Genomic DNA, 20786 nt, shown 5'->3' on the forward strand with positions numbered 1-20786 from the left:
GATATGACGCTGTTGGCGCAGGACCGCTTCAGGTCTTGCGCCAAGAGCCTAACCGGCCGGGCCCCGGCAATCGGCCGACCGCCCGTCCGCTGGGACGAAAAAGGGGCTGAAGGGCCGTGAAGCGGGACAAAAAGCCCAATACTTACCGGTCGGTAACTACATCAGTTGAACGGTACGGGGCACGGGTGAGCGGGTTCGGGTACGAGGTGTGGCGCGCGGTCCCGATCGGCGGCGAGCAGCGTCGGCCCCGAGGTCCGGCCCGGGACGGGATCGGCCGAGGACCAGCCGCCCGCCCGGAAGCGAAGACCCCGGCCCGGCACGCATGGGGGTGCGCACCGGGCCGGGGAAGGCTCCGGGAGGAGAGTGATCCTGTGCCGCCGCCGTCACCACAGGAGGTGGAGCCGCGTCGCCGTGCCGCTTACTTCAGGTGGAGCTGCTGGCCCGGGTAGATCAGGTCGGCGTCGTTGACGATGTCCTTGTTCAGCTCGAACAGGTGCTGCCAGCCGCCCTTGACGTGGTGCGACTTGGCGATCTTGCCGAGGGTGTCACCGGCCTTGACCTGGTACTCGCCGTCACCCTTCTCGACGGCCTTGGGGGCCTTCGAGGTCTTGGCGGGGGCCTGGCCACGGTCCGAACGGGAGGCGGCGGGGGCCTCGGTGCGCTCGGGCTGGGCCTGCCGCTGCGGGCGGGTGTTCTGCTGCGACTGGCTGCTCTGCTGCCGCTGGTCGTTGTTCTTCTTCGCGGAGCTGGAGCCGGAGCCGGTGTTGACACCCGGGTCGACGCCGTCGTTGCTCAGGTTGCCCGCGCCGGCACAGGCCCAGGCACCGGGGCCCTGCATGGCGAGAAGCTTCTCGGCGGTGGCGATCTGCTGGGACTTGGTGGCCAGGTCGGCCCGGGGGGCGTACTGCGTGCCACCGGCGGCGGCCCAGCTGGACTGGGAGAACTGGAGGCCACCGTAGTAGCCGTTGCCCGTGTTGATGGACCAGTTGCCGCCGGACTCGCACTTGGCGACGGCGTCCCAGGTGCCGACGGAGGCGGCGGAGGCGCCGGTCGCGCCCATCAGCGGAACGGCGACGGCGGCACCGGCGACGCCGGCGAGCGTGGCGACACGGACGACCTTGGACGGGCGGCGGTGCTTGCCCTTGCTGTTAAGCAGCATGGAACTGTCTCCTCACCGACGCCTACGAGGTGAGCTGTCGGGTTCGGGCTGATGAGTCGCCCGGCCGCGAGTCATGACTCGCGGCTTCACCCCAAGCCGGTCCTGAGCGTCTCCTGTCGAGACGATCGGGCCCGGCGCCTACCTGGGTCCCCCGCTCCTGCCTACGGCGCTTTACGCGTCTGTTCCCTTCGACCGACGGCAGGATTCGGCGTGACGATCGACGGGGCCCGCGGTGCGAGCGGTTCCGACCGTAAACACAGGCAACCCCGACACACAACGACGGACATACGGGACATAAACCCCTTACTTGCACCTGCGGATGCACTGTTTCCGCAGGTGGGAGGGGATGCGCATGGGCATGTCGATCACAACACGCCAGATGATGCGAAGAGACCCATGTCTCACTTACACATAAGCGGACATAGGCCTCTCAAACGGCCTACTTTTGGGGGCGTTTCAGCCGTCGAACAGCCGTCGATCAGCTGCCGCCACCGGGCCGTCAGCTCGCTTCCGGCTCCAGATCGAGGCTCTGGCCGGGCAGGATCAGATCCGGATCGGCGCCGATCGTGTCCTTGTTGGCCTCGTAGACCGAAGTCCAGCCGCCGGGCACCTTCTGTGCATCAGCAATGGCCCAGAGGTTGTCGCCCGGGCGGACGGTGTAGTCCTCCGCCTTGGCCACGGCCTCGCCGTCGCGGGCCTCGCCCTCGCCCCTGGAGGCGTGCCGGCCGGAGTCACGGTCGGTGACCTCGTCCGAGGTGCGGGCGGGGTCGCTCTCGGCCGGGTCGAGGGGACCGCGGTGCTTCCCGCCCGCTTCCCCGGAGGCGTCGGGCGCGCCGGACGGGTCCGTCGTCCCGCCGGTCACCCCGCCAGTCGTTCCGTCGGTCGCCCCGTCAGCGGACGGCGTGGTGGCCGAGGCCGCCCCGGACGGGTCGGAGGAACCCGGACCGGCGGACGCGCCCGTACCGGCGCCGGGAGTACCAGAGGCACTGGGGGCGTCGGGGGCGTCGGAGTCGACACCCGTACCCGCGTCATCGGCCGACGACGAACCGCCACCGGCCCGGCCGGCGCCCGGCTCGGCGGTCTTGGTCGCGCCCGGGGACGGCGCGTTCCCCGGATCGACACCCGGCGCCGCGCCGCCCTTGGTCAGCTTGGCGATCGGCGCGCAGCTGGGCCACGCCTGCGGGCCCTTGGCGTCCAGCACCTTCTCGGCCACGGATATCTGCTGCGAGCGGCTGGCGAGGTCGGCGCGGGGGGCGTAGGCGCGGCCGCCGTACGACTCCCAGGTCTCCTGCGAGAACTGGAGCCCGCCGTAGTACCCGTTGCCGAGGTCGGCGCTCCACATGCCGCCGCTCTCGCACTCGGCCACCCGGTCCCAGGTCGTCGCGTCCGCCGCGTGCGCGCCCGCCGCGCCGAGCAGCGGGATCGCGATGGCCGATCCCGTCACCCCCGCCGCGACGACGATGGCGGGTGCCTGGCGAGGGCGGCGGTGTCTGCCGTTCGCGGAGCCCATGCGGTTGCCTTCCGTGTGACTGATGTCCGACAGATGCTGATGTCCGACGATGCTGATGTCCGACTGATGTCCGACTGACGTTTCGGTCGAGACCCGGCCGCCGTACGACGCACGCCATGAGACGCGTGTCATACGACTGACGAGTCGAACGGTGAACGTAGCGGGAGTCGAACGTCTGTCACAAGTCGATGCAGCACAGATCACGTCAACGTCACAGAGTTGACGCTGCGTCACCTTCGGCGGTGTGTCGCTCGGGGGTGAACTGCACCGGAAGCGTACGAAGTCCACGCATGATGAGCCCGCCACGCCAGCGCAAATCGGCGGGTTCCACCGCAAGTCGCAGGTCCGGAAGGCGTGTCAGCAGCGTGGCGAGCGCGGTCTGTCCCTCCAGCCGGGCGAGCGGTGCTCCCAGGCAGTAGTGGATGCCGTGCCCGTATCCGAGGTGCTGATTGTCACGCCGCGCGAGGTCGAGCGTGTCGGCGTCGTCGAAACGCGCCGGGTCCCGGTCGGCGGCCGCCAGCACCACCAGGACCGGGTCACCGGCCTCGACACGCTGTCCGCCGAGGGTCAGCGGTTCGGTGGCGTACCGCCAGGTCGCCAGCTCCACCGGTCCGTCGTACCGCAGCAGCTCCTCGACACCGGTCTCCAGGAGCTGGGTCTCCCCCGCGGCCAGGGAGCGTTGCAGCCGCTCGCGCTGCCCGGGGTGGCGCAGCAGCGCGTACACGCCGTTGCCGATGAGGTTCACGGTCGTTTCGAACCCCGCGAAGAGAAGGATGAAGGCCATCGCGGTGACCTCGTTCTCGGTGAGGTGCTCGCCGTGGTCACTGGCCCGGATCAGACCGGAGATCAGATCGTCGTCCCCGCCCTCGTCGCCCAGGTCCTCCCGCTTGCGGTGGATCAGTTCGGCGAGATAGCCGCGCATCTTCTTGACCGACCGGGCCACTCCTCCTCGCGGCCCGCCACCGTGGCGGATCATCATGCCTGCCCAGTCCCGGAAGTCGTCCTGGTCCTCCGAGGGCACACCGAGCAGATCGCAGATCGCGTAGATGGGGAGGGGGAAGGCGAAGTCGTGAATGAGGTCCGCCTCTCCCTCCGACCCGAACCCGTCGATGAGCCGGTCCGTCAGCTCCCGCACCCGGGGCGCGAACTCCGCGACCCGGCGCGGGGTGAACGCCTTCGACACGAGACGGCGCAGCCTGGTGTGGTCGGGCGGGTCGATGTTCAGCAGATGCGTCATCAGCTCCGCCTTGCGCTCGCCGGGGATGCCGGTCTTCCCCTTGGCGTGCGCGGGCCCGGCGTGGTGCGCCGGGTTCTTGGAGAGCCGGGTGTCGGCGAGCGCCTGCCGGGCGTCGGCGTACCGGGTCACGAGCCACGCCTCCACACCACTGGGCAGTGATGTCCGGTGCACGGGACTGTGCTCGCGCAACCAGGCGTAGGCGGGGTACGGGTCGGTGGCGAACTCCCAGGTGAAGAGTTCGGGGGTGGCGGGGGGTCCGGGGGTGATGGCGGGTCCGGGGGTGCGGGAGGGGCCGGGGGTGCCGGAAAGTCCGGGGGTGCCGGAGGGACCGGGGTGGGTGTGGGGGCAGGCGTCGGGGCCGGAAGGCGGCACGGCTGACGGCGGTACGGCTGATGCGGCTGGTTCGGCTGATCCAGCCGGTTCGGCTGGTTCGGCTGACGTGACTGGCTCGGCTGGTTCGGCGGCGGACGGCTGGTCGTGCATTCTCCGACAGTAACCGTCACCCCTGTACGCGCGGCCCCGCCGGTCCTCACACCGGGGGCAGCGCGGGAAGCACCGCCCGCGTGCCCACGCGAACGGTCCCGCTCTCCACTCTGACCTGGCGATGGGCGGGACCGTTCGCCGGTGGTTCAGCCGACCACGAGGACCGGGTACTCCGGGGAATCGAGCCACGCCCAGGCATCCCCCTCCGGCGTCAGCGTGAGCCCGAACCGCTCGAACCCGGGTCGCCCCTGCTCGGCCCACCAGGCGTACGCGGACACCAGCTCCCCCCACAGATCACGGGGACCGCCCTGGTAGACCTCGAACGCGTCCTTGCCCGGTTCGTAGTCGGCCGTGGCCCAGGAGGTGACCTTGTCGTCGCGAAGCCAGAGCGTGTAGGACCCGTCACAGTAGGGCTGCGCCCAGGGGAACATTCCCCGCGTCCGTAGCCCGATGGCGAACATCGGGAGCCAGTCGGCCACGTCCTCCGGGGAGAGATCCGTCCGGGAGCGGCGCCCGTCGGCCGGCCACGGCCCGCCCAGGTACTCCCGGGTATGGGTACGGAACGTTCGTTGCTGCCGCAGACGCATGAACGCGGACGGTCCGACGAACGGACCCGTGGCGTTCCCGTTCTCCTGGACTGTGAGCCGGACGACGGCCTCCCCGCCGTATTCCGTGGCGTACGGGGCGACGATGCGTCCGCCGGGCCTGGTCTGCCGGACGAGCTCCGGCGGGATCTCCCGGAGGGAAGCCGTGATCAGTACCCGGTCGTAAGGAGCGGATGCCGGCCGACCCTGGGAGCCGTCCTCGACCCCGGTCACCGGGTCGTACCCGGCGGCGTTCAGCCGTTCGCGTGCACCGGTCGCGTTCTGCGGGTCGACTTCGATGGTGAACACGTTCTCAGAACCGACCCGTTCGGACAGCAGAACCGCGTTCCAGCCCGTGCCCGTGCCCACCTCCAGCACTTTGGAGTCCGGTTGGACATCGAGAGCGGCCAGCATGGAGAACACCATGGAGGGCTGCGAATTACTGCACGTGGGGCTGTTTCCCCGACGGGTGCCCGTGTGCGCGCCGTCGTCCCACTGAGTGGTGAGGGACGTGTTCGAGTACACCGCGCGGAACCAGGCGTCCGGGTTCTCACGCCGGTCGATGGCTTCCGCGCCACCGGTACCGTCCGTCACCCCTGGCCACATCACGTCAGGGACGAACAGTTCCCGGGGCACGGCTCGGTAGGCCGGGAGCCATTCGGCCGGAAGGGCCTTCATGTACATGAGCTGGGAGGCCAGCAGCTCCGGGCCGGCCTCCGTCACGTCGCGCTCGCTCACTTCTTGGTGGGCCGGGAGTCGTCGCGGTTCACGTCTCCGTCACCGGAGCCCCCACCGCCGTGCTTGGCACCGAAGTTGCTGTCGTCCTGCTGGCTTCCGCCCTGGCCCGAACCCGTGCCGCCACTGTGCTGTCCCGCCATGAACGTGCTCCTTCTCGTGATGGTGGGTGCTGCCTCGGCCGACCGGCCCGCTGCCGACCGGCCGGGACGGAATCGACCGCGCTCGGGGTCCCAGGTCACCGGTCCCTGTCTCCAGCGCGTGCGAGCCGTCCTTGAGGAGGACGCTACGGCCGCCTGCCCGGCCCTGTCGGGGCTGATTCGCCAGGATTCCCGGAGCGGTCCGTGATCTTCTGCCGGATTCTCAGGCAGCGTCGAGGGCTCGTCTGGCGCGAGCGATCACGCGATGGGCATCCGCACCGTGGACCGCCGCATCGGAGAGCGCTCGCCACACCTTTTGATAGACCCCGACACTGTCCTCGTCGTCCAGCCAGAGTTCCGCGTGCCAGTCCTCCGCGATCACCAATCGGTCGTCGTACAGCCAGAATCCGTTGGCCGGCGGAAGCCCGAGAGGGGCGCCGAACGGGACAATGCCCAGAGAAACGGTGTCCAGCCCGAGAACGCCCACCAGACGGTCGAGCTGTGCGGCGAGCACGGGAGGAGGACACACCAGCGCGCGGAGCGCTGCCTCCCACATCACGATGTGGAATGTCCGCCCAGGCTCGTACAGCATCTCCTGACGCTTCACCCGGGCCCGTACGGCTTCCTCGGTGTCGCGTACGGACTGGTGGAGGTCCGCGTAGCGGGTGAACACGTGACGGGCGTATTCGGCGGTCTGGAGCATTCCCACGACCGTGGAGCCCTGCCAGACGCGGAACGTCGTCGTTCGTTCGTACTCGGCTGTCAGCGTGTCCTGAACCGGCTTGTGGCCCGCTGACAGCTGTCTGCGCCAGGCCCGGGACCGGGACTCCAGGCTTCGGAGCCGAGTGATCAGTTCCTTTGCGGCCTCCGGATGACCGGTACCGTCCGCCCACGCCAGCAGATCGTCCGCCGTCGCGGTCTGACGCCCGGTCTCCAATTTACTGATCTTGGACTGAGGCCAGTCGAGGCGGGCCGCCAGCTGGCGGCCCGTCAGGCGCCGGTCGGTGCGCAGCTCCCGTAGCCGCGACCCGAGGGCAACTCTCGCCTGCTGGAAGTCGGTGCTCACCCGGCGGTCTGCACCTGTTCCGCGAAGGTCTCGTACGGAACGGCGTGGTGCCACGCGGCATCCCGGACCTGGCAGGCGCGTGCGACCTCCACAGGGTCGGTGACCAGTTCGACGCCGGTCATCCGGTCGTCGTCGTCGAAGCGGAGCCGGGCGATCACCCTGGAGTCGAAGAGCCAGAGGTCGCTGTCGGGAAGTCGCAGCCGCTCGGCTTCGGAACGCCACAGATTGCGGATGTCCTCACCCACCGCACTGTTGCGACGGGCGTTGTCGAGCAGGTACCGCTGGCCGGGGGTGGACGGATCATCCATGATTCGCACACGCTCGAAGCGCTTCCCCAGGGCGGACTGTTCGCGCCGGGACACACACCAGGGATCGTTCAGGTCCCAGTCGGCGTCCTCGCCCCGGACGAAACGCCGGTACGTCTCGGTCTCCTCGTCGGACCGGTAGCGACGACGGGTCTCAAGGCGCCAAGCGGTGTGCTCGAACGTCCGGAACATGCCCCCGAACTCATCGAAGCTGATCAGCACAGACGTCCTCTCCACGTCCCTGGGCGCGAAGTCGGCCAGCAACACGCGCGGTACGGCAACGAATCCTTCCCCCTCCTTGACGTTCCGAAGCTGCGCCACATCGTCGGGGTCGGTCACCGCGTTTCCTTGCACGAGAACGTCCCCGGTGTCCAGGTCCTCGTACAAGGTCGGGCAGCCGTCGTTGCCGGAGTTGGTACCGATGAACCGGAGCCGTCGTGCCATGGCCGTTCCCCTCTCACCACCGGACAGTTCCCGACCAGGATGGGACGGGCACGGCCGCCCTGTCCCGTGTGATTCGCGATGATTCCCGGGATGCGGTCCGCAGACGCCCGGTTCCCGGGCACGTGCCGTGGAACCGGGGGCCAGGGAGGTGCGGCGAAGCCGGATCGGACCGGCTCCCCGGACCCACGTCACGTCCTCCTCAGCCCGTGCCCTCCGCCGCCCTGATGGCGTCGCGGTAAGTGCGGGCGGCGGCGCGCAGGGCGGCCTCCGGGTCGACGCCGTCCCGCTCGGCGGCCACGGCGAGGGCGAGCAGTTCGTACCCGATGCCGATGCCGTTGTCACTGCCGCCGCCATCGACGCTGTCGTCGGGGCCGCCGGGGCCGCCGGGGCCGCCGGTGGGGAGCGGGACGTCGAGGCCCGCGCTACGGGCCCGGCCGCCGAGCTTCGCGGCGAGGGCCAGGCCGGGCTGGCCGAGCGGGACGCCGTCGGTCACCGAATCGCGCTGCTTCTCGACGGCCTTGGTGCGCAGCCAGTGCTCGTGGACGTCCTCGGCGGTCTCGGCGGTCTCGTCGCCGAAGATGTGCGGGTGGCGGTGGATCAGCTTCTCGACCAGGGTGGCCGCGACCTCGTCCACCGAGAACGGTTCGTCCTCGTCCTCCTGAGCGACCCGGGCGTGGAACACGACCTGGAGGAGCACGTCCCCCAGTTCCTCGCGCAGGGCCTCCCGGTCGCCGTCCTCGATCGCCTCGACGAGTTCGTACATCTCCTCGATGGCGTACTTGGCCAGGCTCCGGTGGGTCTGCTCGGACGTCCACGGGCACCCGGCCCTGACCTGGTCCATGACCTGGACCACGTCGAGGAGGCGGGCGCCCGGCAGGTCGTACGAACCGGGCAGCAGCTCCAGGTCCGGCATCCGCACCCGCCCCGACCCGCCGAGTCCGGCGAGCCCGTCGGTCAGCGGGCGGTCGCCCTCGCCGCCCACCAGCACCACGACGGTCCGGCCGCCCGCACAGGCGTCGACCAGCTCCTCGGCGACGGGCGCGGTGTGCTCGACGGTGACGCCCGCCTCGCGGAGGAACGGCAACTGCGGGTTGTCGCGCTCCGGGCACAGCACCCGGTCCGCCGCGCGCAGCGTCTGCCAGGCGGGCCAGGACAGCAGTCCGGGGGCGACCCGGTGGCTGGCGGTGAGCAGGACGATACGGCCGGGGTCGCCGGGGGCTTCAGCGTTCACCCCCCGAACCTACCCCGGCCTCCGCCGGCCTTCCCCTACGCGCCCGCCTCCACGCCCTGCCGCTCGGGCTTGGTGACCTGGGTGATCCAGGGGATCTCGTGGTTGGCGAGCTGGCTCTGCTTCTCGTCCCAGTTGCCGAAGCGCGGGTTCACGTCGATGTGGAGCGACTTCGACGCGGCGGCGAGCGCGTTACCCACGGTCTGCTGTCCGGCCGGGGACCGGAGGTCGGCGCCGAGCGCCTGGGCCAGCTTAGAGAGCAGGACCTGCTCGCGCAGGACGCCCTCGATCTGGTCCGGGGCGACCCAGCTCTGCTGGAGCATCGTCGACCGCAGCTGGTCCTCGCCTCCGGACTGCGAAACGGCGGCCTGCCGCATCTGCTGGACGTCGTTGCGGTTGACGGTGACGCCCGCGTCCTTCGCGGCCCGGTCCAGCACCCGATCGAAGATCATCTCGTGCAGCTTGGCCCGGCTGAGCTGCCCGGACTTGCTGACGAGCTGGGCCGACTCCGGGGCGTCCCGCTGCGCGTCGCGCACCCGCGCCACCTGCGCCTGGAGGGCGGACACCTCGATCCGGTCACCACCGACGACGGCCGCGGCTCCCGGATGGGCCTGACTGCCGCAGGCGGAGAGGATCGGGACCGCCACGACGAGAGCGGCGGAAACGGCGAGCGCGGTGCGACGACGGCGGTGCAAAGGAGCCTCCCGGGGAGATTGTGCGGCTGTGCACAAGACCTTGCGTTGATCGATGTTAGGCAGTGGAGGTGGGCTGGGCCACTGATTCGACCAACGATTCGGGGAGAGTTGGGGGTGTGGGGCGGTCGGGGCTGCTCCTGGCCCGTCGGTGTGACAACCGAGGGCTGGGCGGGGGCTCGGCGGCGAGAGTACACGGGCCGGGAGGGGAGCGCGTAGAGATGATATGTGTCGCTGCTGCAACACTGAGAGTGCTTGGCCGACGCAGCCGTCAACTGCTTCCGCCTGGCTGTTCTTCCATGGTTTCCGGGCGCGGACGACCGCACCCCAGCACGGGCCGTTGGCAATCTGAGCCACGGTGTGTCCCACCGGCCATCGCGCCGCCCACGGCTGGTGCACTCGTTCGCGCCGACGCTCCCTTGTTCTTGTATCTCGTCTTCACGAGCCAAAATTCCGCCCGCCAGAGTGGATAATTCCAGGGCCCCTACGCCCTTTCGAACGTTGCATGCCTCGAATCCCATCACAACCCCTTGACTTGAGGTGTCGAGGCGACCGCTGACGGCCAGGACGCGCCTGCCGAGAATTAACTTCACCCACCATGAGTGCTATCGGCGCTTCTTGACCTCGATAACACCTGGGCTGCTCACTGACCCAACATTCGATCTTCATCGAACCCAAGATCATCTTCGACTCCCAGTTCGACAGCCGCATGCCATCGAACGGCGTCGGGCCATGGCTGGGTCACCATCTGGCGAATTCGATCGACAGCCTCTGGTGTGCCAATCTCTTTCAGAGAGGAGATGACTTTCTGGCACAACCAGTACGCCGGAGCATCTTCGCTCACTGAATCTTCTGCCACCCGATACAGGCAGCCGACTGCATCCACTTCCCGAATATCACCCAGAATGTCTACGAGATCTTCTTTGTTCAATCCCGCGGCATTTGAATCAAGGATCTCCTGGAGAACCTCACCGAGACCCGCTACTTGAAGAGGGGCCGCCAAGTTGGCAAACTTCTCAACCCTGGTCCAACTTCCCACGCGTGCCGCTTCGCGAATCCAGGAGACGATGACGCCACAGAGCCCAGGATTCAGCTCCGCAATGGACCTAGCGTCTCGTTCTGTGAGAAAACCATTCACGAGTGTTTCCACTAGATCGGCTTCAGGTCGTTCGGCCATCGGAGGAGTCACCAGTCATCCACCCTTCCAAAGCGGGCAATCCTTGAATTGAATACTCCGACCGATCCAGGCCTCAGGCCGAAAGCATCAGCCCCGCGTTCCGATTTCAGATGCACGGCGTTAATGTCCTGACCAATTTCCCCCGGAGTTTTACCTGCTGACACCAACGCATCGCGGGCACCTGGGGACATCTCAAAGCGGACCAGAGCCGTATATTTATCGGCATTCCTGCCCCCTCTGCGTGCTGTCCTGGAACTCAGGCCTTCAAGGTACTCACGAGACTGCGTGACAAAATTTTCCGTACCCTTTACAGTAATCCCGCCATTAGGTCCCAGTTGGTTGAATTCCTTCTCGCTCATTGCGCGATAGAAGATCTCGTTGCAATTGTGGACCAGAATCGGCGTCTTGCCCGCCAGCACATAGTACGTATGCGCCCCGTCGACGGTCAGGTTGTACACCGCCGCCTGCTGCGTCTAGGCGCGGACCGCGTCCACCTGGACCCACGTTCCGGCGCCCGTCAGGAGCCACTGGCCCGGCTTCAGTTCGCCGGCCTTCTGCCACTTCTTCTGGTCAGGGGACCAGAACGGGTGGCCCTCCGCGGCCGTGAACCGGTCGGTGGCGGCCCCCTTGTCGCCGTCCGTGTCCACCGTCAGTTCGACCAGGTGCTTCTCGCCCTTGCCGACGATGGTGGCGGTGACCTTCTGTTCGGACGTTCTGCCGGTGGTCGGGTCGGTGGCCACCACCTCGTCGCCCGACTCGACGTTCTCGATGGGTTTGCGGGTGCCGTCGGCCATCTCGACCTCGGTACTGGCCGTGAAGCTGTTCATCGAGGCCACGGTGTTCACGCAGTCGACGGCGGTCTGGGCCCGGTGGCCAACGGCGACTTCAAGGGCTGGATGCCACTCCCGGGCACCGGGTTCACCGGCGCGTTCACCGCCGTGACGGCCCGCAACGGCATCCAGCTCTCTACCGCACGTCGAGCAACCAGACCATGTTCTACCACCTGAGCACGGCCTTCGCGGGGCTCCGGTCCGGCTCCGCGGCGCCGTCCTTCACCGGAGCGGCGCTGCCCGCTCCCCGGTAGCACCGGCCGGATCGCGTGCCGTCACCGCGGCGGGCCCGACCGCCCAGTGACGGCTTCGCTACCGGTCGTGGCACGTCCGGAACGGAGGTGCCGAGGCAGCTCCGGTCGTGGCGCGCACAGCCCCGCGTTCGTGCCACGACCGGCGGCGACACCACGAGGGCCGCGTTCCGCCCGTCGCCCGAGTGACATCCCGGCTTCATCCGGACGGCACCCGCACGTGGCCCGCCCGGTGGCCGGGCCGCGTACGTTCCCCGGCATGCCCTCTCTTCTGCGCAACCGTCTGGCGGAGCGAGTCCTGCGCCCCGCCTTCTCCGTGGTCGGCCGGCACGTCGACCAGCGTATGGAGCGCACCACCCATGCCGTCCAGAACGATCTCGACGCGCTCCACCACGAGGTGGCCGATCTGCGGCGGCGGCAGTACGGGCTGACGCTGCTGCTCGACGGCGCGGACCGGGGCACCCAGCGGATGCCCACCGCGACCGAGATCGACACCCTGGTGCGGGAGGTGCGGACCACGACGGGTGGCGGTGAGCACGCCCGCCGCGAAGTGACCTCCGCCTACCGCACGGTCGTGGCGCTCGAAGCGCTGGGGATCGGGCGGCTGCCCGGTTCCACCTCCGATGTCTGCGGAAAGCTCGCCACCGTACCGCTGCTCTCCCCGCCGGGCGGCGACATCCTCGAAATCGGCCCCGCGCACGGCCTGTTCGCGGCGGCGCTGGTACGGATGATGCACCGGGCCGGGGCCGAACCGCGGCTCACGATCGTCGGCCCCGCGACCGACGCCGATCAGCGCGAGGACGTCGTACGGGCCAATCTGGCGCTCGGCGGGGTCGCCTTCGGCAGTGGCGCGGGGCTCGGCGCCCGCCTCCTGGGCGGCCTTCCCGGTGACACGGCGGTGCGCACCGCGGTCGCCGACCGGGAGTACGGGGTGATCGTGGTGAGCGGTGACCACTCGCGGGTCGGGGTGGCGGCCGATCTGGAGTGGGCCGAGGAGATCGCGGCCTCCGGCGCGGTCGTGGTCCTCGACGGTTACGGCGGACAGGCGTCGCCCGGGGTGCAGGACGCCGCCGACAGACATCTGGCGGGTGGGGTGTCGCGGCTGCGGATGCTGGGGCGGGTGGCCACCACCGCGTATCTCCGCGCCGGTTGAGGTCACACACCCCTGGGCAAAGGGACCCGGAGGCGGCGAACGGTCAGCCGCCCCGGACCTCCTGCTGGCGGCCCAACTGCCGCCGCAGCTCCACCGGGAGCGGGTGGTGCGGACCGTACGCCCGCTCCGCGTCGTGGCACAGGACCTCCAACTGCCGCATACCGGCGACGTGGTCGCCGACCGCGATCAGCAGGTGGCCGATGCGGTGACGGATGTCGAAGGCGCGGGCCGGGTCGGGTCCGGTCACGTACTGGTTCTCGTAGTACGGGAGCACCGAGCGGTACTCCGTGAGCGCGGCCGCCGCCTCGCCCAACTGCTCCAGGCACTGCGCCGCGTCGTACCGGAACTGGAGCGTCTGGCCGTCGGACGGGCCCGCCTCCGCCGTCCGGTCGTCGGTGAGGCGGCGCAGTTCGGGCAGCGCTCGGCGGTACTGCCCGTCGTCCATCAGTGTCGCCGCGTACTGCTTGCGCAGGATGCGCACGACCGGGGAGCGCTCGCCGTGTTCGGCGGCGGCGGCCGGGAGGATGGCGCCGAGGATGTCGATGGCCTGGGTGATGCGGCCCTCGCCGAGGAGTCTCTTCACGTCGTCGACAGCGCGGGCCACGTCCGGGCGCGGCGGGGTGCCGACGGCCTGCGGGACGGGTACGGGGCCGGGCACCGACGCCGGGGTGGCGGCCCGGTCCGGCCAGGGGGCGTGCGGACGCAGGAAGGGCCGGGTCGGGTCGAGCGGCCCGCCGGGGGCGCCGCGCGCGGGCAGCAGTGGGACGAGCGCTTCGTACACCTCCTGCGCGGAGGCGGGGCGGTGCTGCGGGTCCTTGGCGAGCAGGCGCAGCACCAGCGCTTCGAGCGGATCGGGGATCTCGGACCTGAGCTGACGGACCGGGAGCGGCGGTTCGTAGAGGTGGCGGTGGAGGACACCGAGGGCGGTGGAACCGGCGAACGGCACGTCCCCGCTGAGGAGTTCGTGGAGCAGCACCCCGAGGGCGTACAGATCGGTGTACGGGCCGACGGCGCCGCCCATCGCCTGCTCGGGTGCCATGTACGCCGGGGAGCCGATGGGTGAGCCGGTGTGGGTGAGGCGGGTGGTGTCGCTGTCCAGGACGGAGGCGACGCCCAGGTCGAGGACGGTGATCGTGCCGTCGGGGCGGACCATCACGTTGCGGGGCTTGAGGTCGCGGTGCACGATCGGCACCGCGTGCACGGCGCAGAGCACCGCGCAGAGCTGGGCGGCGACCGCGACGGCCCACTGCCAGGGGTACGGGTCGTGCTCGGCGAGATGGTCGGCGAGGTCGGCGCCCTCGACGTACTGCATGACCAGGAAGAGGTCGTCGTCGTCGCTGCCCGCGTCGTGGACGGTGACCAGCCCCGGGTGGTCGACCTGCGCGGTGACCCGGCATTCGCGGACGAACCTGCGGCGCAGTTCCTCGGCGTCGTCGGTGCCCGCGACCCGGTCGGGGCGGAGCAGCTTCACGGCGACACGGCGGTCGAGGCGCTGGTCGTACGCCGTCCAGACCTGGCCCATGCCGCCCTGGCCGAGGATGGTGGCCAGTTCGTACCGCCCGGCGACGATGCGTCCGCTCACCGGCTGTCGCCGTCCTTGCGGAGGTAGTCGCTCAGCTCGTCCAGCTCGGCCCGGACCTGGTCGATCCGCTGGGGCGGGGCGAGGGGGGTGGGGCGGACCGGCTCGGAGGGGGCGAGCGGGGTGGGACGGTCTGGGGCCGGAGTGGGTACGGAAGGAGCGGTGTTCGGGAACGGGGTGGCCTGCGCGGCGGTCGGCGGGTAGCCGTAGCCGGGTGTGTGCCGGGCCTGGCCCATGCCGTCGTACGGGATTCCCGGTGCGGTATGTCCGGTGTACGGCGGCTGCGCGAACGAGCCGTAGGGGCCGGGCAGTCCCGGCTGCCCGTTCATCAGCGGGCCCATCGGGCGCCCGGGGCCGGGGCCGTAGTGGTCTATCTCCTGGTGCAGGTAATACCCGATGACCACGCCCAGCACGGTGAGCATCCAAATGCAGAGGATCACCCCGTCCCGGTCACTGATCTGCCCTTCCGCGTCCTCGGGTGCGGCGCCGATGAACGCGACCAGCCCCACGTTGAGCGCCAGCACGGCGGCGAACGCGCCCCAGTCCCGCCCTCTACGGGTGACGATCGCGAGCCTCAGCATCGCCGCCCAACTGAACAAGCTGCAGCTCATGACAGCCAGCGTCACGAAGAGCACCCGCAGCCAGATGAGCGTCGCGTTGGTCGGACGACGTCGCAATGGCTGCTGCGGCGGGTAGCCGTAGCCGTGCATGTGCTGCTCCTGGGAGGCGTATGTCGAACGTGTGCACTGAGCGTATACATCGGCGCCGACAGATGGTCCCCGGATATACGGAACCGTTGTGGTTCAGGTCACTTCGGGGCGACCGTGCCGTCCGTCAGCCCGTCGTACATGCCCTGGACCAGTTGCCCGCCGAGCCGCCCCGCCGCGCGGAGGGCGTCCTCGAAGGCGGCGAGGGCGCGGAACTGCGCCCCGTACCTCCGCTGTTCGGGCAGCGGCAGCCGGGGCAGCTGGAGGCGGCGGGCGTCGAGCCGGGTCGCGCTGGAGGCGTAGCTGCTGGCCTGCCGCTTGTTGGCGGTGCCCCGCAGGAATCCGGCGAGGAACCACGGGTCCAGGACGGCGGGGTCCGGCCGCAGCAGCTGGAGGTTGCGGCCCAGTGCGGCCCCCGCGATGGCGTCGTCGATCACCCGGGTCGCCGTGCCGCCGCCGAGCACCGGGAAGACGACATCGCCGGGTTCGAGGAGGACCGCCTCGTCGCCGGGGCCCTCGGTGGAGGCGGGGGCGGGGGGCAGGGTGCCGCTCGGGGCCGTACCGCCGAGAACGTCGTGTTCGGTGAGGACGGGGCCCGCGCCGCTGCCCGCGCCGCCGGACCGTAGTCGCAGGGCGCCGGAACGGGCGAGTTCGCCGACCGTGGTGAGGGGCCAGTGGGCGGCGGATTCGGCGAGGTCGACGGGGGGCGGGGTGAGACGGGCGGACAGCCGCAGGGTCTCGGCCAGCCGGTCCCGTACGCCGATGAGTTCGGCCGGTCCCCCGGCGGCCTCCGGGGACGGCAGATGGCGGGCGGGGGCCAGGTCGACGTCGTCGTCGAGGAGTTCGATGACGGGTACGGCGCGGGCGGCGCACGGCCGCGCCGGAGCGGCGGCCCCGGGGCGCTCGCCGTGCCCGGAGTCGCCGTGCCCGGAGTCGCCGGGGCGGGTGAGGTCGTCGGGGCGGGCGGGGCCGTCCGGGCGCTCGTCCTTCAGGCTGCCGTGGTCCGCCCGGTCGAAGGTCTGCCAGGCGTCGAGCACGGCGGTGCGCACGGCCTGCCAGTCGAGCCGGTCGCGACCGCCCGACGGCGTGGCGGGGGACGCCTCACCGCACTCCGCCGCGTCGACGAGGAGGAGTTCGGGCGAGAGGCGCTGTCCGGTCCCCGGCTTGCGCAGCACCCAGAGGTGCAGCGGAATGCCGTACGGGGGTGCGGCGCCCGCCGGGAGCGCGATGACCGCCCGGAGTGCGCCCCGGCGCAGCAGATCGGCGCGGATACGGCGGCCGGAACGGCGGGACGCGACGGCCGGCGGCATCAGCAGGACGGCCGTGCCTCCCTCGCTCAGCCGGGCCAGGGCGTGCTGCACCCAGGCGAGTTCGGACTCGGTACGGGCGGGGAAGCCGTACTCCCAGCGCGGGTCGTAGGCCAGTTCGTCGTGGCCCCAGTTGCGCTCGTTGAACGGCGGGTGACACAGCACCGCGTCGACCGTGAGCTGCGGGAACGCGTCGGCACGCAGGGTGTCGCCGGTCCGCACACCGAGCGCGCAGCCGTCCGCGTCGGTGTGCAGGGCGAGACGGAGGGCGGCGAGCGCGGCGAGGTCGGGGTCGCTCTCCTGCCCGTACAGGGCGGACGGCCGACTGACGGCCCGCAGCAGGGCGCCGGTGCCCGCGGCGGGGTCGAGAACGGTCCGGGGCGGCTGCTTCCCGGGCTCCGCGCCCGCCGCGCTCGCCGGTCCGTTCGCCACGGCCGCCCCCCGCTGCTCGGCCAACTCGGCCATCAGGTCCGCGAGTCCTGGTGGGGTGAGTGTGTACTGGCGCGGGTTCGCGTCGAGCTGGCGGCTCAGCAGGAACTCGAAGGTCTGCCGGGCGCCGGACTCGGCGGCCAGTTCGGCGGCCCCGCGCAGCAGGGGGACAGAGGCGAGCAGTTCACCCGTACCAGGGGTGTGAACGGCCCGCCCGGGGCCGGTGGCCGGGTGAACGGGCGGTGCGGCTCCGACGCCGCCGTGTACGGACGGCACCAGCCGCGAGGGGCTGTGAACACCGGGGCCGACTTCTCCCGTGTGAACGGTCCGGGCGGTCCCGGTGTCGGGACCGAGGCGTGCGGTGAGGACGTCTTCCAGGGCGCGGGGCAGCACCCGCGCCATCTGTTCGTCCGAGACCGCGCTGAGCTCCAGCCAGGCGGTGGGCCTGTCCCGCACGAAAAGGAGCGCGCAGCCAACGTGGACCAGTGCGGTGGCCGGCCCCGAGGGATGACCGGCGAGCTGCTGCCAGACCCGCTCACGGAGGGGGACCACAGCAAGTTTCCCCTGGTCACGCAGCCACTGTTCGACATCGGGCAGGGCGAAGGAGGGGCTGGTCTCGGTGCCTCCGACCGGTTTGGGGAAGTCGGCGTGCCTGCGGCGCCAGTTGCTGACGGCCGCACGTCCCACTCCGGCGAGTCGCGCGATTCCGGCCGCGGTCACCTCTGTCGAGTTCTCCGGCACTGGCTGTCTCCCTGTCCCATCCGCGCGGCTTATGGCGGCGAGCATACCGACCGGAACGTAAGGTCCCGGTTCACAGCGTGATCCAGCTCGATCAATCAATGTGATGTTGACTCGGTTCACAGCTTCTGTTGTTATTGACCTGCCGCTACGTCAGGCGGTTCGTGAATCCGCTCAAGCGCTTCCATCTTTCCGTCGGAGGGCACAGCCATGTCCCAGTACACACAGCCGCCGCAGCCCCAGTCGCCGTACGGTCCCGCCCACGCACCGGGACAGCGGCCCGCCCGCAACGGGCTCGGGATCACGGCGCTTCTGCTGGGCATCTTCGGTGCCGTCTCCGGAGTGATCCCCTTCCTCTTCTGGCTGGCCGGAATCCTGGGGCTCATCGCCCTGGTCCTGGGCCTGTCGGGCCTGGGTCGGGCCAAGCGCGGGGAGGCCACCAACAAGGGTGTGGCGACCTTCGGCGTGGTGTTGGGAGTGCTCTCGCTGATCCTGTCGGTGGTCGGTGCGGTGATCACGTTCAAGGCCGTGGGCGACGCGGTGGACGAGATCGACAAGGCCACCACGCGCACCACTGCGTCCGCCTCGCCCGCCGCGGGCGACAAGGGCGACGCCGCCAAGGCCGACGACGAGAGCGACAAGGGCGCGGAGATCAAGGCGCTGGGAGGCGGCGATACGGCCATCTACGACGATGACCTCAAGGTCACCGTGAGCGAGCCGTCCGCCTACTCCCCCTCCGAGTACGCCGCCGGCCACACCGAGGGGAACAAGGCGTACAAGGTCGACGTCGTGATCGAGAACGCCGGGAAGAAGAAGTTCGACGCCACCCTCGCCACCGTGGACGCCCGCGCGGGTCAGGACGGGGTGACGGCCGAGCAGATCTTCGACGACACGGTCGGCGAGGGCTTCAGCGGCAGCGTTCTGCCCGGCAAGAAGGTCACCGTACGATACGCGTTCGACACCCCCAGCGCGGCGAAGAACCTGACCGTCGAGGTCAGTCCCGGGTTCGACTACGAGGCGCATCAGTGGGAGCTGAAGCTCTGACCCGAGCTCACGGCCCACCGGTCCTCCACTCCTCCTCCCCGACCGCCCCACGAAGTCGCCTCCCCGCTCCTTTCTCACCTGCTTCTTCTTCCTTCTTCTCCCATCCCCTCTCCCGGAGTCCTTCCATGCGTTCCCTCACCCGTGCCGCGACCGCCGCCCTCTGCGCCGTCTCCGCACTCACCCTCACGGCCTGCGGCTCGTCCACGAGCACGGACTCCACGAAGTCGAAGCCCGAGGCAGCGGCCTCCGAAAAGCCGAAGTCCGCCGAACCCAAGCCCGCCCCGTTCGCGGACATGTCGGGTACACGGGTCGCCGACAAGTCCGTCAAGGCCACGAAGGCCGCGAAGACGATGCGTCTCGTCGTCGACGTGAAGACGACGGACGGACAGATCAAGGCGGACTTCTTCACCAGCGTCGACGGCGACTGCACCGGCACCATGTCCATGGTGGGCGAGGGCTCCTCCGAACTCGTCAAGGTCGGCAGCAGGGTCTACCTGAGTTTCGACGAGGCGCTGCTGCGGAGTCAGTCGAAGGACCAGTCGAAGAAGGAAGCCGACCTGGTGGTCAAGACACTCGCGGGGAAGTGGATCGAGTCGAAGCCCGACGACCCGGACAGCAAGGACATGCTGGGCTTCTGTGATCTCAAGTCGATGCTCGGGGAATTCAAGACCGGTATCGGCGGGTCCACCCGCAAGGCCGGTGAGACGACCGTCGACGGGAAGTCGGCCCTGAAGCTCATCGACAAGGAGGGGGCGGAGACCTACACGGCTGCGATCGCCACCGAGGGCAAGCCGTACCTACTCATGCTTCGGACGACGGGCGGCAAGGAGCCGATGACCATGAAGCTCTCCGACTTCGACAAGCCCGTGGTGGCGAAGAAGCCCGCCGCCAAGGACATCGTCGACCTCGGCAATCCGACCGGCTGACCCTCCGCGCCCCGGGGCGCGGTCATGAACGTGTGCGCCGGAAGGGCCTCCGGAGGGGGGTGGCCCTTCCGGCGCACACCTGTGTTCCGGCACGCACCTGTGTTCCGGCACGCACCTTCGGGTCCGGGCACACGGCCGCGTGCTCAGGACGCGACAGCCGTCACCCACCGCAGAGCGACAGCATGGCCTTCTTGTCGGCGGTCGTGACGGGCAGCTCGTACTTGAGCGACACCTGCGCGAACCGCAGCGCGTACGAACACCGGACCGGCGTGTACGGCGGCAGCCAGGTGGCCGGTCCCGCGTCCCGTTTGGCGTTGTTGGCCGGGCCGTCGACCGGGATGAGGTTCAACGGGTCGTTGGCGATCTGCTGGCGCTTGGCGTCGTTCCACCGCGCGGCGCCCATCTGCCAGTCGTAGGACAGCGGCATGACGTGGTCTATCTGCACCTTGGTGGCCTGCTGCTTGCTCCAGCGGATGGTGGCGCCGGTGTACGGGTCCTTGAGGGTCATCGAGACGACCACGCAGTTGGAGCCCGCCTTGTGCTTGACCTCCTTGCCGTCCCGGGCCAGCAGGTCGTTGCGGGTGTCGCAGCCGTTGCGGGAGAGCGGGATGCCGTCGACCGAGTCCTTCCAGGCGTAGCCGAACTTGTCCCGCTCGTACCCGGTCTTCGGCCCCCGCCCCTTCGTGGCGACCTTCTCGATGATCTTCCGGGCGGCGGACTTGTCCGCGTCGCTGGTGAGCGGCGCGAGCCCCGGCTTGGTCCCGTCCGGATTGTCCAACGGGCTCGCCCCGAACCCCTGGGCGCTCCGCCCGCCGGACACGGCGCCCCCGCCGGCACTCGGGGAGGCGCCACCGAGGCTGTCGTCCGGATCGCATCCGACGGTGAGGGAGAGCACGACGGCCAGCCCGAGCGCGGGCAGGGCCTTCCGGTACGTACGGGCAGATATCACGCGAGGCCGTCCTGACGGGGAGAAAGCCGAACCGGGAAGATCCTACGATCCCACGAACATCTGCCCGCTCAACACCCGTTCCAGACCTACCCGACCATCGTCCAGCGGCCGTC

At 70.0% G+C, this 20786-nt stretch carries 19 protein-coding genes and 1 riboswitch; of the genes, 3 read left to right on the forward strand and 16 right to left on the reverse strand.

Features of this window, described 5'->3' with window-relative positions; translation table 11 throughout:
- Positions 1–418: 418 nt before the first annotated feature.
- From PZB75_RS10975 to PZB75_RS11030, 12 genes are all read right to left on the reverse strand, one after another.
- On the reverse strand, positions 419–1159 hold the full coding sequence (locus PZB75_RS10975; RefSeq protein ID WP_275535114.1) for a transglycosylase family protein: 741 nt from the start codon (positions 1157–1159) through the stop codon (positions 419–421).
- A 4-nt stretch (positions 1160–1163) separates the two neighbouring features.
- Positions 1164–1338, reverse strand: a riboswitch (cyclic di-AMP (ydaO/yuaA leader).
- 320 nt (positions 1339–1658) lie between these two features.
- On the reverse strand, positions 1659–2669 hold the full coding sequence (locus PZB75_RS10980) for a transglycosylase family protein (protein WP_275535115.1): 1011 nt from the start codon (positions 2667–2669) through the stop codon (positions 1659–1661).
- Between the two features lie 211 nt (positions 2670–2880).
- Entirely contained in the window at positions 2881–4173 is a 1293-nt protein-coding gene (locus PZB75_RS10985; protein ID WP_275538669.1) for a cytochrome P450, read from the reverse strand.
- Between the two features lie 362 nt (positions 4174–4535).
- Positions 4536–5711, reverse strand: a complete 1176-nt coding sequence (locus PZB75_RS10990) for a methyltransferase domain-containing protein (RefSeq protein ID WP_275535116.1) — start codon at positions 5709–5711, stop codon at positions 4536–4538.
- On the reverse strand, positions 5708–5851 hold the full coding sequence (locus PZB75_RS10995; protein WP_275535117.1) for a hypothetical protein: 144 nt from the start codon (positions 5849–5851) through the stop codon (positions 5708–5710). The genes PZB75_RS10990 and PZB75_RS10995 overlap by 4 nt, the downstream gene beginning before the upstream one ends.
- Before the next feature lie 220 nt (positions 5852–6071).
- The gene (locus PZB75_RS11000) at positions 6072–6914 is read right to left on the reverse strand and encodes a helix-turn-helix transcriptional regulator (protein ID WP_275535118.1); all 843 of its coding nucleotides are present in this window, start codon (positions 6912–6914) and stop codon (positions 6072–6074) included.
- Positions 6911–7663, reverse strand: a complete 753-nt coding sequence (locus PZB75_RS11005) for a DUF6879 family protein (protein ID WP_275535119.1) — start codon at positions 7661–7663, stop codon at positions 6911–6913. The genes PZB75_RS11000 and PZB75_RS11005 overlap by 4 nt, the downstream gene beginning before the upstream one ends.
- A 199-nt stretch (positions 7664–7862) precedes the next feature.
- Positions 7863–8894 (reverse strand): nucleoside triphosphate pyrophosphohydrolase, encoded by a 1032-nt coding sequence (locus PZB75_RS11010; protein WP_275535120.1) that lies wholly within the window; start codon positions 8892–8894, stop codon positions 7863–7865.
- Positions 8895–8929: 35 nt separating this feature from the next.
- Positions 8930–9586, reverse strand: coding sequence for a SurA N-terminal domain-containing protein (locus PZB75_RS11015; protein WP_275535121.1), 657 nt, complete (start codon positions 9584–9586; stop codon positions 8930–8932).
- Positions 9587–10226: 640 nt separating this feature from the next.
- Complete coding sequence (locus PZB75_RS11020; RefSeq protein WP_275535122.1) at positions 10227–10760, reverse strand: HEAT repeat domain-containing protein; 534 nt, start codon at positions 10758–10760, stop codon at positions 10227–10229.
- An 8-nt stretch (positions 10761–10768) separates the two neighbouring features.
- A complete protein-coding gene (locus tag PZB75_RS11025) occupies positions 10769–11218 on the reverse strand; it encodes a hypothetical protein (RefSeq protein ID WP_275535123.1) in 450 nt (149 codons plus the stop codon).
- 15 nt (positions 11219–11233) lie between these two features.
- A complete protein-coding gene (locus tag PZB75_RS11030) occupies positions 11234–11587 on the reverse strand; it encodes a Hint domain-containing protein (protein ID WP_275535124.1) in 354 nt (117 codons plus the stop codon).
- 513 nt (positions 11588–12100) lie between these two features.
- On the opposite strand from PZB75_RS11030, the gene PZB75_RS11035 reads away from it, so the two are divergent.
- Positions 12101–12994, forward strand: coding sequence for a class I SAM-dependent methyltransferase (locus PZB75_RS11035; RefSeq protein ID WP_275535125.1), 894 nt, complete (start codon positions 12101–12103; stop codon positions 12992–12994).
- Positions 12995–13037: 43 nt separating this feature from the next.
- On the opposite strand, the gene PZB75_RS11040 is transcribed toward PZB75_RS11035, so the two are convergent.
- From PZB75_RS11040 to PZB75_RS11050, 3 genes are all read right to left on the reverse strand, one after another.
- Complete coding sequence (locus tag PZB75_RS11040; RefSeq protein ID WP_275535126.1) at positions 13038–14576, reverse strand: serine/threonine-protein kinase; 1539 nt, start codon at positions 14574–14576, stop codon at positions 13038–13040.
- Positions 14573–15283, reverse strand: a complete 711-nt coding sequence (locus tag PZB75_RS11045) for a hypothetical protein (RefSeq protein ID WP_275535127.1) — start codon at positions 15281–15283, stop codon at positions 14573–14575. Before PZB75_RS11045 ends, PZB75_RS11040 begins: the two co-directional genes overlap by 4 nt.
- Positions 15284–15381: 98 nt before the next feature.
- Positions 15382–17757, reverse strand: coding sequence for an N-6 DNA methylase (locus tag PZB75_RS11050; RefSeq protein WP_275535128.1), 2376 nt, complete (start codon positions 17755–17757; stop codon positions 15382–15384).
- A 207-nt stretch (positions 17758–17964) separates the two neighbouring features.
- On the opposite strand from PZB75_RS11050, the gene PZB75_RS11055 reads away from it, so the two are divergent.
- A complete protein-coding gene (locus tag PZB75_RS11055) occupies positions 17965–18798 on the forward strand; it encodes a DUF4190 domain-containing protein (RefSeq protein WP_275535129.1) in 834 nt (277 codons plus the stop codon).
- Between the two features lie 125 nt (positions 18799–18923).
- Positions 18924–19724, forward strand: coding sequence for a hypothetical protein (locus PZB75_RS11060; RefSeq protein ID WP_275535130.1), 801 nt, complete (start codon positions 18924–18926; stop codon positions 19722–19724).
- A 160-nt stretch (positions 19725–19884) separates the two neighbouring features.
- On the opposite strand, the gene PZB75_RS11065 is transcribed toward PZB75_RS11060, so the two are convergent.
- On the reverse strand, positions 19885–20673 hold the full coding sequence (locus PZB75_RS11065; RefSeq protein WP_275535131.1) for an HNH endonuclease family protein: 789 nt from the start codon (positions 20671–20673) through the stop codon (positions 19885–19887).
- Positions 20674–20786 lie beyond the last annotated feature (113 nt).

This window comes from Streptomyces sp. AM 4-1-1, assembly GCF_029167625.1.
Lineage (GTDB): Bacteria > Actinomycetota > Actinomycetes > Streptomycetales > Streptomycetaceae > Streptomyces.

What these genes read in the sequence shown, in the direction of transcription:
- PZB75_RS10975 (WP_275535114.1), bottom strand. Translation starts at nt 1,159, where the DNA reads ATGCTGCTTAACAGCAAGGGCAAGCACCGCCGCCCGTCCAAGGTCGTC.
- PZB75_RS10980 (WP_275535115.1), bottom strand. Translation starts at nt 2,669, where the DNA reads ATGGGCTCCGCGAACGGCAGACACCGCCGCCCTCGCCAGGCACCCGCC.
- PZB75_RS10995 (WP_275535117.1), bottom strand. Translation starts at nt 5,851, where the DNA reads ATGGCGGGACAGCACAGTGGCGGCACGGGTTCGGGCCAGGGCGGAAGC.
- PZB75_RS11005 (WP_275535119.1), bottom strand. Translation starts at nt 7,663, where the DNA reads ATGGCACGACGGCTCCGGTTCATCGGTACCAACTCCGGCAACGACGGC.
- PZB75_RS11020 (WP_275535122.1), bottom strand. Translation starts at nt 10,760, where the DNA reads ATGGCCGAACGACCTGAAGCCGATCTAGTGGAAACACTCGTGAATGGT.
- PZB75_RS11030 (WP_275535124.1), bottom strand. Translation starts at nt 11,587, where the DNA reads ATGAACAGCTTCACGGCCAGTACCGAGGTCGAGATGGCCGACGGCACC.
- PZB75_RS11035 (WP_275535125.1), top strand. Translation starts at nt 12,101, where the DNA reads ATGCCCTCTCTTCTGCGCAACCGTCTGGCGGAGCGAGTCCTGCGCCCC.
- PZB75_RS11045 (WP_275535127.1), bottom strand. Translation starts at nt 15,283, where the DNA reads ATGCACGGCTACGGCTACCCGCCGCAGCAGCCATTGCGACGTCGTCCG.
- PZB75_RS11055 (WP_275535129.1), top strand. Translation starts at nt 17,965, where the DNA reads ATGTCCCAGTACACACAGCCGCCGCAGCCCCAGTCGCCGTACGGTCCC.
- PZB75_RS11060 (WP_275535130.1), top strand. Translation starts at nt 18,924, where the DNA reads ATGCGTTCCCTCACCCGTGCCGCGACCGCCGCCCTCTGCGCCGTCTCC.